This is a genomic window from Chitinophaga sp. MM2321 (genome assembly GCF_964033635.1).
GTDB lineage: Bacteria > Bacteroidota > Bacteroidia > Chitinophagales > Chitinophagaceae > Chitinophaga.
Genome location: NZ_OZ035533.1, coordinates 3,950,232 through 3,963,313, shown reverse-complemented (window position 1 = coordinate 3,963,313; position 13,082 = coordinate 3,950,232). Strand labels below are relative to the sequence as shown.

The 13,082-nt window shown below is 41.7% G+C and carries 13 protein-coding genes; 9 read left to right on the top strand and 4 right to left on the bottom strand.

Annotated features, from left to right (window positions below; translation table 11 throughout):
- Positions 1 to 4: 4 nt before the first annotated feature.
- Positions 5 to 1,348, bottom strand: a complete 1,344-nt coding sequence (locus ABQ275_RS15325; RefSeq protein WP_349314021.1) for an amidohydrolase — start codon at positions 1,346 to 1,348, stop codon at positions 5 to 7.
- A gap of 178 nt (positions 1,349 to 1,526) precedes the next feature.
- On the opposite strand from ABQ275_RS15325, the gene ABQ275_RS15320 reads away from it, so the two are divergent.
- The 3 genes from ABQ275_RS15320 (at position 1,527) to ABQ275_RS15310 (ending at position 4,469) form a co-directional block, all read left to right on the top strand.
- Positions 1,527 to 2,249 carry a hypothetical protein gene (locus ABQ275_RS15320; RefSeq protein WP_349314020.1) on the top strand — a complete coding sequence of 241 codons (723 nt, stop codon included), beginning with the start codon at positions 1,527 to 1,529 and terminating at the stop codon, positions 2,247 to 2,249.
- Positions 2,250 to 2,302: 53 nt separating this feature from the next.
- Positions 2,303 to 3,568 carry a hypothetical protein gene (locus tag ABQ275_RS15315; protein ID WP_349314019.1) on the top strand — a complete coding sequence of 422 codons (1,266 nt, stop codon included), beginning with the start codon at positions 2,303 to 2,305 and terminating at the stop codon, positions 3,566 to 3,568.
- Between the two features lie 169 nt (positions 3,569 to 3,737).
- A complete protein-coding gene (locus ABQ275_RS15310) occupies positions 3,738 to 4,469 on the top strand; it encodes a DUF1080 domain-containing protein (RefSeq protein WP_349314018.1) in 732 nt (243 codons plus the stop codon).
- Positions 4,470 to 4,557: 88 nt separating this feature from the next.
- On the opposite strand, the gene ABQ275_RS15305 is transcribed toward ABQ275_RS15310, so the two are convergent.
- Together ABQ275_RS15305 and ABQ275_RS15300 are read right to left on the bottom strand one after the other, a co-directional pair.
- Positions 4,558 to 6,045 carry an FAD-dependent oxidoreductase gene (locus tag ABQ275_RS15305; protein WP_349314017.1) on the bottom strand — a complete coding sequence of 496 codons (1,488 nt, stop codon included), beginning with the start codon at positions 6,043 to 6,045 and terminating at the stop codon, positions 4,558 to 4,560.
- 75 nt (positions 6,046 to 6,120) lie between these two features.
- On the bottom strand, positions 6,121 to 6,609 hold the full coding sequence (locus ABQ275_RS15300; RefSeq protein ID WP_349314016.1) for an SRPBCC domain-containing protein: 489 nt from the start codon (positions 6,607 to 6,609) through the stop codon (positions 6,121 to 6,123).
- Between the two features lie 123 nt (positions 6,610 to 6,732).
- Here ABQ275_RS15300 and ABQ275_RS15295 point away from each other — a divergent pair, with 123 nt between their 5' ends.
- Positions 6,733 to 7,710: a helix-turn-helix domain-containing protein gene (locus tag ABQ275_RS15295; protein ID WP_349314015.1), complete on the top strand. Its 978-nt coding sequence runs from the start codon at positions 6,733 to 6,735 to the stop codon at positions 7,708 to 7,710.
- A gap of 7 nt (positions 7,711 to 7,717) precedes the next feature.
- Here ABQ275_RS15295 and bla read toward each other — a convergent pair whose 3' ends face one another.
- Complete coding sequence (bla, locus tag ABQ275_RS15290; RefSeq protein WP_349314014.1) at positions 7,718 to 8,563, bottom strand: subclass B3 metallo-beta-lactamase; 846 nt, start codon at positions 8,561 to 8,563, stop codon at positions 7,718 to 7,720.
- Between the two features lie 317 nt (positions 8,564 to 8,880).
- On the opposite strand from bla, the gene ABQ275_RS15285 reads away from it, so the two are divergent.
- The 5 genes from ABQ275_RS15285 (at position 8,881) to ABQ275_RS15265 (ending at position 13,072) form a co-directional block, all read left to right on the top strand.
- Positions 8,881 to 9,432, top strand: a complete 552-nt coding sequence (locus ABQ275_RS15285; RefSeq protein WP_349314013.1) for an RNA 2'-phosphotransferase — start codon at positions 8,881 to 8,883, stop codon at positions 9,430 to 9,432.
- Positions 9,433 to 9,477: 45 nt separating this feature from the next.
- Complete coding sequence (locus ABQ275_RS15280; protein WP_349314012.1) at positions 9,478 to 10,584, top strand: two-component regulator propeller domain-containing protein; 1,107 nt, start codon at positions 9,478 to 9,480, stop codon at positions 10,582 to 10,584.
- A 76-nt stretch (positions 10,585 to 10,660) separates the two neighbouring features.
- On the top strand, positions 10,661 to 11,584 hold the full coding sequence (locus tag ABQ275_RS15275; RefSeq protein WP_349314011.1) for a Dyp-type peroxidase: 924 nt from the start codon (positions 10,661 to 10,663) through the stop codon (positions 11,582 to 11,584).
- Positions 11,585 to 11,603: 19 nt separating this feature from the next.
- Positions 11,604 to 12,140 (top strand): DUF488 domain-containing protein, encoded by a 537-nt coding sequence (locus ABQ275_RS15270; RefSeq protein ID WP_349314010.1) that lies wholly within the window; start codon positions 11,604 to 11,606, stop codon positions 12,138 to 12,140.
- Between the two features lie 92 nt (positions 12,141 to 12,232).
- A complete protein-coding gene (locus tag ABQ275_RS15265) occupies positions 12,233 to 13,072 on the top strand; it encodes a maleylpyruvate isomerase N-terminal domain-containing protein (protein ID WP_349314009.1) in 840 nt (279 codons plus the stop codon).
- Positions 13,073 to 13,082 lie beyond the last annotated feature (10 nt).

Sequence of the window (13,082 nt, the reverse complement as noted above, 5' to 3'; positions counted from 1 at the left end):
ATGATTAACTATACTGATAAACGCATTTGCCGTTATGATAAAGAGCCTTGATAGTTGACGTACGTGCAACGGCTTCTGCAGAACAGCTTGCCTCCACCAAATTAAAATCTGCTTTATCTCCGGCTTTGGGCCATTGTTGTTTACCATTATTGTCTAATGGCAAAACATCATTGGTTGCAATACGCAAACATCTTGATAGCTCCAGTTCAGAAGAGAAGCCATAAAGTTGCGCCATCAGGTTGGCTTTCTGCAGCATGCTGCCTGTTCCGAAAGGACTCCAATGGTCAACAACACTGTCGGTGCCCGTCATAACCTTTATGCCATGTCGATGTAAGGTGGGGATAGGCATGATCAAATGTCCGAAAGGAATGGTGGAAATGATGCCTATTTGTGCCTCCGCTAATTGTTCGCAGGTTTCCTGCAAAACTTTTCCTTCCAGTTTTCCCAGCACGAAGCAATGACTCAGGAATGTTTTCCCCTTTAAAGCAGGGTTCTCCTTCACTTTGTTGATCAGGTATTGTACCGTTTTGAGTCCGCTTTCTCCGGATTCGTGTAAATGAATATCGATGCCCCGCTTGTAATCCAATGCCAGTTGAACCGTAAAGTCTAAAGATCGTTCTATACTGCCGTCAATGGAAAAGGGGTCCAATCCGCCAATAAAATCAATATCCATTTGAGCGGCTTCCTTCATCAGGGTCTCTGACCCGGAATTGAAAATTCCATGTTGAGGGAAGGCAACGATTTCTACGCCAAAAACGGCACGTTTATTTTCAATGGCTTTCTGTAAATTCTTCAGCGAGTTTAATTGCGAAGTAGGTTCAATATTAACATGGCTTCTTGCAAAGTCGGAGCCTTTGGACTGTAAAAGCTCAATGATTTTTTCCGCCCGTTCTGTAGATGTTTTTAATAATTCGGGCAGGATCTTTTCTTCCAGGGTAATCATATCCCTCACACCGTGTTGGCGCTTTGAGCGTGCTTTCCACGGACCGCCGTAAAAGGTTTTATCCAGGTGGATGTGCATGTCTTTCATAGCCGGTAACAACAAATAGCCCTTTGCATCTATGGCGCCGGCTATATCGCTGTTGGGCTGTATTGCTTTTATTTCCCCGTTTTCTATCACCATAGAAAATAGTTCCGTTTTGGTGCCGGTTACTTCAAAATCATCTCTGTAAAACCCGGTTTCCATCCGGACATTTTTAAATGTTACCTGGTCTGTTGTTCCTTGTTTATGTAAGTTTCCCATTGCAAATATTGATTTAGGCAGTGCGCCGGACAATAATCCGTATCCCATTACGCTGGTTGCCGTTTGTTGTATAAATCTTTTACGGGTAAGGTCTTTTCTGCTCATATGCTGCCGCGTTCTATTAAAAAAACAAATAAAAATAGTGATTAGTTTATTCACAACATCTTTTCAAGTCCGTATTTCAGTTTTTGTAGTACTAAAATTGTATTACATTGGAAATACTATCCACCCACCATTGGTTTGTAGCAGGAAGTACGGGTTTATATCCATAATATTGAAGTATATGAGATCTTTTCAGTTTTTCGTTTTATTTATATCCTTTGGCTATTTATTGTCATCATGTAAAAAAGATCAGCAGCCCGATAAAATCCAGCTGAGCAGCCATCAGGTTGAACTATGGGCTGGACAGGATACTGTTATCTCCATTTCAGGGGCTCCCAAACAATATACCGTTTCCTCTGAAAATGAAGAAATCGCCCGTGTCGTTATACAGGACAACCGTATCCTGATTACAACAGATCTTCCGGGGTCAACCATCATCCATATAACGGATGGCGCTAATAATACTTCAACGATTAAGTTGAGAGCATTATCTGTTATCGGAACCTGGAGAAGGGCAGAAGGGGACGAATCTTTGAAAGCCCGCATCTTTGTTGAGACAGGCGACCCCGTTTTTGCAGATGAATTGCAACGTCAATTATTTGAAGCAACAATAAAGCAACCAGGCACCAATTATATGATTCATTTCAGCACCGATCCTGTAATGACTTTTACAGAAAGACAGCAAAATACAGTGCTCAGAGAAGGCGAGTTTTTGTTCAGAAACCTTACCCTGACATTAACACACAATGCTATTGAAGATGTGTATAAAATAAAGCCACTTGATTATGGCGTTATCGGTCTTGAACAGGATTTGACAGCGCATTACAAAGCGTTACATCCTGACAAGGACATTAAAAAGGTAGTTATCGTAACGCATGTACGTAAAGCTACATTCCCCGGGTAATTCCTTTTAGAAATAGCTTCTCAATAATAATTACATCGTTAATAAATATGAAAATGAGATCCCTTTTAGCATGCCTGTTTGTATTGTTAAGTACATATAGCTCCTGGGCACAGGACCGTAATACGCCGGTTAAACGGGCGGCTGAAAAAGATAAATTCCTGATCGGTATTTTCTGGCCTCCTGTATGGGCGTTTACCAATGATGAACAATACCAGCTAATGAAGGACGCGCACATTGACGTTATACAGAATGTAAGTAGTACAGACCTGTATACAGTGGAGAAAAACCGGAAGATGCTTGATCTTGCGTATAAGCATGGTTTAAAGGTATTGGTGGCAGACCCGAGAGTACATGGATCGGTCAGCGAAATAAAAGCGATGGTGAATGATTTTAAATCGCACCCGGCCCTGGCAGGTTATTATATCATGGATGAACCGGATACCGCAAAACTCAGCTGGTGTGCGGCTACGAATAAAACAATCATGGAAGCGGATCCCACAAAGATGGCGCATGTGAACCTTTTCCCGGTATATGCGCTGGGGGAACAGTTAGGTAATATTAATTATGAAAAAGAATATGTAGAGAGATGGATAGAGATGGCAGGGCCCGATCAGCTGGGATATTTATCTTTTGACCATTACCCGTTTAATGATAAGGGCGGTTTCCGTACTTCCTATTATAACAACCTGGATATAATCCGTCGGGCAGGTCTGAAATATGGTCTTAAAACATCTGCTTATCTGCAATCTTTTGGGATACCGGGTGCCTTCCGTCGCCCAAACCAAGGGGAACTGCGTTACAATGTATATTCCTTGCTGGCGTATGGTATTAAGTATCCTGTTTGGTTTACCTATTGGACCCCTTCCGGTCAGGGAGATAAATTTCTTCCGGGTGTTATTGATACAGCCGGTAACAAAACGGATTTTTATGCATACACACAACAGTTGAATAAGGAGATGAAACAACTGGGGAAGACGCTGATAGCACTGGATGCAAGGGAGATATATCACACTGGTACTGAACTGCCTGAAAACGTGGTAGCATTACCGGAAGATACCTGGCTGCAGCCCACAGATCAATCGGTAGCATTAATAGTTACTTACTTTGTGCATCAGCAAAATGGAAACCGGTATATCATGCTGGTCAACAAATCTTACAAAGACAAACAATCTGTTCAGCTTCGTGTAAATGAAAAAGTAAAAAGATTGAGTAGTATCGGGAAAGACAATGATAAAGTACAGAAAATAAAGTGGAACCAGGACCGGGAAATAACCGTAGATTTTTTGCCTGGAGAGGGTAAGTTATATCGTGTGGAGTAGTTATCTGAAATGAGTAAAAGCGTGTATGCAGACTATGCTTTTACTCATTTTATTGTAAGTGTTACATCACTAATTCCTTAAACAGTAAATAATGATGCGGTTCTTTTCATACCTGAGCAAAACTATATGCTTAACCCTGGTTGTATGGTTAGCATGTTCTGGCAATACTATGGGCAACCCACCGGATTCAACAACGATACGCCTTTTCAATGGTCAAAACCTCGATGGATGGTACACCTTTCTGCATGGCCGTGGGCGCGACGCTGATCCAAAAAAAGTATTCACCGTAAACAAGGGAATGCTGCGCGTTTCCGGAGAGGAGTTTGGGTGTATCACGAGTGATAAGGAATATGATAATTACAAACTGATAGTAGAATTCAGGTGGGGCGATAGAACTTTTTCCCCAAGAACGAACAATGCAAGAGACAATGGAATCCTGATGCATTCTACGGGTGCAGACGGTGCTTTTGATGGTACGTGGATGCATTCTTTTGAATGTCAGCTTATCGAGGGCGGTTCCGGTGATTTCATCGTAGTAGGTGATGGAACAGATAAATACACTTTGTCCACGAAGGTATTACCGGAAAAGCAGGGAGGGTGCTATGTTTTTTCACCCAGCGGAGATTCCGTTACTGTAAATGGTGGACGTATTAACTGGTATGGCCGTGATCCGGAGTGGAAAGATGTATTAGGATTTCGTGGCAAACAGGATGTGGAAAGAACCCCGGGCAAATGGAACCGTATGGAATGCATTTGCCGGGGGGATGAGATTTTTATAGTACTTAACGGTAAACTGGTCAATCACGCATTCCGGGTAAAACCTTCGAGAGGACGTATTCAGATTCAATCGGAAGGTGCCGAAATATTCTTTAGGCGCATCGATCTCCGGGAGCTGAAGTAAGCGTACAAAGATAAAGCAGCATTTTATTTTGTAGGGCATATTCCTGAAGGCACCTGCACTAAATCCATTCTAACAAGAAAGCGTTAGTCTAATGTGTTGCCTGTATGGACAAGGCATGATGAAATATGTTCAACGGGTCCCATTTGCTTTTTACTTTCTGCAACCGTGGATAATTGTCCTTGTAGTAAAGCGTGTGCCATGGAACGCCTGACTTATTCCATTCAGGGTTTGCGAGATCTGTATCCGGATGATTAATCATGCAGCCATTGGTCTGTTCATTGGGCAGGGGTACACCTCCGGAGCCTTCAAAAAACTCCATATAAAAAGAACGGATCCAGGCGAGGGTAGTCGTTTCACCTTTCGGATCACCCCAGCCTGCGCTCCAGGCCACATCAAGAATGGAATCCCTCTGGGCCGAAGCTGTGGCTTCCGGTGATACGGTATTCACTTTGCCGCCATAGGTCGCCATGCCCATTCCTCCTCCTATACTTTCATTTGCAGTCAGATATTTATAGGCTGTCGCGATCTGGCGGTCAGTAAGCGGTTGACGGAAGAAAGCGTCCTTTATTTTTGCCTGTACATTATCGAAACCCGGTTGGAATAATTCAGGAAACGGATTCAGGGCAAAGCGGAGCCAGGGCGTTTCCTCGATCTGCCTTGTATAAGGTAGTCCGATAGGGTCTGCGATGGCAGCCAGGTGTTCATCTATAAGCTGGATAGCCTTTGGCCCGGCTGTGGAGACGCCTTTCATCTCCAGCTTGCCCAGGTTACGGTGGTTAAGAAAAAGCAGGCTGAATAACTGTGTGTAAGGAGAGTCAGGAGCACTGTTCTGCTGGCTCCATTCCCCGAAATTTCGCATGAGACGGGAAAACAACGTTTCATCAAAGTCCTTCCAGTCCCATGACACCCGAAAGGTGGTAATGGATGCCGGTGCTTTTGGCAACGCAGCAGCGGGGTCAGATCCAGTAGCCCCAGCAGACCGGAGCCAGTAGCGGGTAACGATGCCGAAGTTGCCTCCGCCACCTCCTGTATGCGCCCACCAGAGCTCACGGTTGGGATCAGTAGCTTCCCGGGTAGCTATAACAATATTGGCCTTCCCCGCTGCATCGACTGTCACCACTTCTATACCATAAAGATGATCAGCCGCCAGTCCATATTCCCGGCAAAGGAAGCCAAAAGCACCACCCAGTACATGCCCGCCGATACCTATGTTAGGATGCTCTCCTGCGGGAAGGACCACTCCCCAACCGAGGAACAGCCTGCGATACATTTCACCAACTGTTGCACCGGCTTCCACCGTAAAGGCTGACCTTTCAGTATCATAACTGATGTCCGCCATCAAAGACATATCTACAAGCACCTGCACAGTTGGGTCCGCCACGAAACCCTCCAGGCAATAGCCGCCACTGCGTACTACCAGCCGCCGTTTGCTGTCTACCGCCTCCTGTACAGCCTCCACCACATCTTTGGTGGATTTTGCCAGCCGGATATATTCGGGCTTACCTGTAAAGCGTTTGTTGAACCTTTTTCCTGCAAGATCTGGATATCGTATATCCGTGGGTGTGATCTTTTCCATAGTTAAATTTATAAAAAAATAACTATTCCCAACTCAATCTTCGGTTTCAATATTCTCTTTCCCGAAATACAGCAACTACTTATGGGCAGAACCCAGTTTCTCCTCGTCAGCCGTTGTTGGATGGCCGGTGCTGTTGGGCTGTCCTTTACCTTTGGTGATCAGGCTAAACAAACTTTGCTGTATATATTGGGTCCATGCATTTTTACAGATATCGAAACACTCATATTCAGGAACTAAACCCAGGTGCGTGAAGCGGAGTTGCGTTTTGTTGTCCTGTCTGGAAATTTCAAAACTAACTTTTGTGCCTATCCATTCGCTTTTGTCCTTCGTAAATTGAAAATAGTTGTCCAGCACCAGCCAAACTACTTTTTCATTCGGGACAAATTCTATTATTCTCATTTTGCAGCGATGCACATCTTCGTAATGATATAAAAACTCCTCATTGAGTTTGTCTGTGCTGCCTTCAATTTCTTCCGACCACCATCCGCGAACATTATTGACGGCATTGAAGACTTCTTGGGGGCTTTGATCTACCATAATGGTAGTAGTGAAATCTGTTTTCATTTTTATGGATTTTATATTACACCAAAACTACAGTCTTAATCTGGTAGTAATGGGGTGTGAAATAGACAATTTACGGGGGTAATTTGGACAGCATAAAATACTATCTTTACCAAAAGATTATCAATGAAACAGGTAACCATTATTGTTCCGAAAGGAGATGTCAATCTTAGCAGCATAACAGGTACGTTTGAAATCCTGAGCAGAGCAAATGCGTATTGGCAAAAGATGGGCAACCAGCCAATGATGGAGATCCATATAGCCGGTTTTGTGACAGAACTGAAATTGGATGCCGGCTTCTTTTCAGTTTATCCTGAAAATATCAAAGACATAAAAAAAACTGACCTGCTGATCATACCTTCTGTCTCTTATGATCCTGAGGTAATGGAAGAGAATGCGGCACTGATTACCTGGGTCACGGAACAATATAAAGCAGGCGCTGAAGTTGCGAGTATGTGCTCCGGTGCATTTCTACTGGCCGCTACCGGCTTGCTGGATGGCAAGAGTTGTTGCACGCATTGGAATATGTCGACCGATTTCAAGCGACTGTTTCCAGATGTTCATCTTCAAACCGATAAACTGATCACGGTTGAAAAAGGAATATATACCAACGGTGGCGGGTACTCGTTTTTAAACCTGATCCTTTTTTTAGTAGAGAAATATTTTGACAGGCAGATAGCTATTTACTGTTCAAAAATTTTTCAAATTGATATTGAAAGATCATCACAATCACCTTTTCATATTTTTCAAACGCAAAAGAACCATGGTGATGAATTGATTTGCCAGGCACAAACTTATATTGAAGAAAATCTGTGTGAAAAAATTTCATTCGAAGAACTGGCTTCAAAACTTGCAACCAGCAGGCGGAATTTTGACAGACGTTTTATCAAAGCTACCGGTAATACCCCGGTGGAATATTTACAGCGTGTGAAAGTAGAAGTGGCCAAGAACACCTTAGAAAGAGGCAGGAAAAGCATTTTTGAGGTAATGATGGAAGTTGGCTATTCAGATGATAAAGCGTTCAGAGAAGTGTTTAAAAAAATAACCGGCTTATCCCCTTTGGATTACAGGGCGAAGTATAATAAGGAAGCGATTTTGTCTTAGTGCCTACCTACCTCTCCTTTACTTTTTTGGAAAACTGAAGTTGCAAATCCTTCAGTGCTGCATCATACCCGGCTTTATCCATAAACGCAGCAGGATTATACTTGTCGCCGGGTTTATGTTTGGAATGAAGTCCGAACTGGCTGGCATGCGAAGCAAGCCATATATCGAAGGATAATTTCTTCATTTCACGCAGGGTATATGCATAGTCGCTGGCGATTCCCGGGTATGCAGGTATTTCCGAAAACTTTTTCGCAGTAACAATAGTGGGCATATTGGCTATCAATACACGATAGGATCTCTGCTCATCCCTGACATCAAATAAAAAACTGCAGGAACCTTTTGTATGGCCAGGATGATGGAGCATTACCAACCGTGCATCTCCCAGCTTTATGGTGTCTCCATTATTCAGTAGCCGGTCAATCTTAACGGGTTCATAGGTAGTGTTCAGGGCGTAATCAGACTTTCCTCCATCCGCGACTACAGATGAATCGCCCCTGTCAACCATCATTTTGGCGCCGGTAAGGCGCTGAATGGCTGCTGTTCCGGCCATATGGTCATAATGCGCCTGTGTTGTCAATAATATACGGGTATCGGCAGGCCTGAAGCCTAATGTCTCAATGTTTTTATTGATCATAGCTGCCGAAGCAGCAAGCCCTGTATTGATAAGTATATTCCCTTCTGAGGTGGTGATAAGATAACACGCCAGATCGTAGGTGCCAACATAGTACAGATTACCGGCTATACGGAACGGCTGATAAGGGGCAGACCATTCCGGCGGTGTATTTTCAGGTCCTGATACCGTTTGAGCGTTTGCGAAGTAACCGGTAAACAATATACCGGCTATTAGTACCATATTTTTAAAAATTGGTCTGAGCATGGTTGCAAATGAATGAAAAGCGAAGATAGCCAAACATGGCTATTAATGAAGGATTCAATAATAACTATTGTTTTCAGATAGCAGTAAGAGGTCGTTAAAACATTTACTCCGTTCTTAAACTCTTAACCGGATTTGTAAGCGCCGCTTTGATGCAGGTAAGCACGATATGCAATAAGTTTTATAATTCATCGATGGGACTTAGTATATTTAATTTAATTAGAATAAATTATATCTTGTAAAATCCTTTCACCTGATTTTCATTAATTTGTATCACTACGACCTTATAACAGAAAATGATTAGTGAAAAAGAAAATAAAAGGATCAGCAAATTTCTAAGCTTTGTGCTAAGACATCAACCCGGAATTATTGGGATTACATTAGATAAGCATGGTTGGACAGATGTTGAAACTTTAATAGAGAAATCAAATGAAAATGGTGTTCATTTTGACAGAATTATTTTGAACCATATTGTAGAAACGAACGCCAAAAAAAGATTTTCATTTAATGAAAGTAACGAGAAAATAAGGGCGAGTCAAGGGCATTCAGTTGAAATCGAACTTGCTTATATTGCTCAAAAACCGCCAGCAATTCTATATCACGGTACAGGGCAAAAATCTGTAACTTCAATAAAATTAACAGGACTTGAAAAACGAGAGCGACATCATGTACATTTAAGTATAGACATTGAAACAGCTATAGCGGTTGGAGGCAGACACGGGAAACCATTTGTTTTTGAAGTCCTGGCAGAACAAATGTATGTGGATAAGTATGAATTCTTTTTATCGGAAAACGGAGTTTGGCTGACTGATAATGTGCCGATAATATATTTGAGAGAGTATAAATGAAAAGAAGAATACCATCAGCCAATAAGGAAAATAAACCACTGATAAATGACTAAGTTATACTTAGATAATCCATTTTACTCTCTGCTTTTAGTATTGATGTTTTTTACTTGCTGTAACGGACCAAACAAAACTCAACCACAAGAAATTGCAAGTGAACAAAAAACATTCCCGGACAGACATCCGAAACTTATAAAAACCCAGGGCTCACACCAATCTGCTAATGTTCGTTGTGGGCTGCAGGATAAAGCAGGGAACCTATGGTTCGGCACCATAGGAGAAGGGGTTTATCGCTACGATGGGAAATTATTTACACAATTTACTGTGAAAGATGGGCTGAATAGCAATTTAGTTTGGTCCATTTTAGAGGATACAACAGGGAACATTTGGTTCGGAACTTCGGATGGTATCTGTCGCTACGATGGGAAAAAAATGACCGAAATTCCAATCTCTGTGACGAATGGTAGTAATCTATTTTCCAATACTTTACAAAATCATAACCCACAAGAGAGAAATGAGGTTTTTAGTATAATACAGGATAAAAGTGGAATAATTTGGTTTGGCACAACTGCTGGCGTCTATTGCTGCAATGGAAAATCTTTTACCCGTTTTTTAGATGGCGACAGCATTATAAATAAGAATGGGCTTAGTCTTAAAAGTGTTCAGTGTATGTTGCAGGATAAAAATGGTAACGTTTGGTTCGGCTCAGGGCCAATGGCATTTGAAGGCATTTGCCTGTATGATGGAAAATCCCTGACCAATTTTAAACCGAAAGATGAAGGATGGATTCGTAATATATTGGAAGATAAAAAAGGAAATATTTGGTTCGGTACAAGACACTATGGTGCGTGCCGTTATGATGGCACAACCTTTACTTATTTGACAGAGAAAGAAGGTATTGGTAATCCTATGTTAGTAGATAAGGCAGGAAATATTTGGTTCGGTGGCGGTGAAAAGCTGCATACCATAGAAAGTAATGGCGGGATTTGGTGTTATGATGGTAAGTCCTATAAAAATTTTAATACTAAAGACGGTTTGGGTAATTATTCAGTTTGGAGTATTATGGAAGATAAAGCTGGCAACATCTGGGTAGGCACAAGAAATAATGGATTGTATCGTTACGATGGGAAAACCTTTACCAGTTTTTCGGAATAGCAACAAGTAGATGACGACTATTCATCTATCTTTAGGTTATCGGTCATTGCAAAAAGACAGCTGGCAAACTCATTTTATGAATATTAATTCTCAAAACGTAATAGATTATCCGAATAACAATACCATTTTTATGGTATGGAATTTCAAAGAAAACAGTGATATAAAACCTGTTTTTGAACGTATATGTGCGCTGATGAGCAATCTTAATAATTCTGCTCAGGTGCGTGCCACAACTTCAAGAGCAAGTGTGGTGATGGGAATCAGTCACCGGGCATGGAAAAAACTGAGCTTGCCGGAACCGCTTCCAAAAGAATTGCTTGAATTTGAATCCATAACAGGACAGAAACATACCGCCATTTCCACACCGGGCGATTTGCATTTTCATATTCGGGCTGACGACAAGAGTTATTACATCGATATGGCTGCCGATATTGCCGTTATATTATCGCAGGCGGCAACTTGTTCCGAAGAAGTACACGGCTTCAGGTATTGGGATGGAAGAAGTATTTTAGGCTTTGTAGATGGCACTGAAAACCCGAATGGAGCAGATCGCGGTTTTTTTGGTATCATTGGAGATGAGGACGAAAAATATAAAGGCGGAAGTTATCTTTTTGTTCAGAAATATATCCACGATTTAAATGCCTGGAGGGCTTTGTCTGTTCCGGAGCAAGAGAAAGTATTTGGAAGGAGTAAAGCTAATGATATTGAAATGGCGGATGATGTAAAACCGTCCAATTCGCATTCCGCTTTGGCGAATGTAGGGGATGACCTGAAAATCGTTCGGGACAATATGCCCTTTGGTAATATAGCGAATAATGAAATGGGAACTTACTTTATCGCCTATGCAAGTACATTCCTTACAGTTACCAAAATGCTTAACCGAATGTTTGTAGGTGAACCAGAGGGTAATTACGACAGAATTTTAGATTTTAGTACAGCAAAAACAGGAACTTTATTCTTTTGCCCTTCGATGAATATGCTGAAAGATTTTGTAGGATAAAAAAGTGGAATAATTACAAATGAAAAAATCAGAGAATCATTCCATCTATACCATAGGTCATTCGACTCACAGTCTGGCTGAATTTTTGGCTATGCTGCAATCCTTTGATATTAAAATTCTGGTCGATATACGCAGGTTGCCCGGCTCCCGCAAATTTCCACAATTCGACCAGGAAAATTTAAAAATATCCTTAGAAGAAAACGGAATAAAATATATACATCTGGCTGATTTGGGTGGACGAAGAAAGGCGAAGAAAGATTCGAAAAACAACCGGTGGAATAATGACTATTTCAGAGGTTATGCCGATTATATGGAAACCGAAGAATTTGAGAAGGCCATTGTTAAACTGGAACATATTGCCTTAGAGCAGCCAACAGCTTATATGTGCTCTGAAGCGGTTTGGTGGAGATGTCATCGTTCCCTGGTGTCTGATTATCTGAAAGCTAAAGGCTGGACCGTATTGCATATTATGGCGACAGGAAAAATTCTGGAGCATGCTTATACATCTCCTGCAAGAGTGGTGGGCGATCATGTTTTTTATTCTGACATAGATTAATCAATATATCTGTTTATGCAAACGGATTCTCTCACCCATTTCCTATATTTGAGTTGATGAAATAGTAACCCATAACGACAACAAAAACTACAATGGCCCTCAAAACGAACATTCCGATTGACGTAGTTCATTTGATACCAATGCTGGACAGGAAATTGTTGGACCTGCTGAAATCGCTTAAACCGAACGAATGGCAAAAACAGACCGTAGCGAAACTGTGGACTGTCAAAGACGTAGTTGCCCATTTGGTTGATGGTAATATTCGCATGCTTTCTATCCTTCGTGATAACTATTTCGGTGAACAAATAACAGCAAATTCCTACCAGGATTTAGTAAATTTTCTGAACGGACTGAATGCTGATTGGGTAAAAGCTATGAAAAGAGTAAGTCCGCAAATGCTTATTTTTCTTCTTGAAATAACCAATCAGCCATATTACGACTATCTCAAATCTTTAGATCCTTTTGATAAATCGGTTTTAGCAGTCAGTTGGGCGGGGGAGGCGGAGAGCAAAAACTGGATGGAAATAGCCCGTCAGTACACAGAAAAATGGCTGCATCAACAGCAGATAAGAGACGCGGTAAATATGCCCGGCTTAATGATGCCTGAACTTTATTATCCTTTCATTGACATTTTTATGCTTGCGCTTCCATACACATACCGATCAATGACTGCTGATAATGGTACAATTGTAAAGGTTACCATAACAACAGAGATTGGTGGGTCGTGGTATTTGCTGCGAACTGATAATACCTGGAATTTAGAGAAAAATCTCACAGCAGCGCCAACAGCTGAAATTATTATTGATCCAGACACTTCCTGGAAGCTGTTTTCAAAAAGCTTACGACCAGAACAAGTGAAAGATAAAGTGAAAATTCATGGAGAGGAAAAACTTGGAGCAACAGCATTGACCATGCTTTCTGTGATGGCATGATCATCAAAAT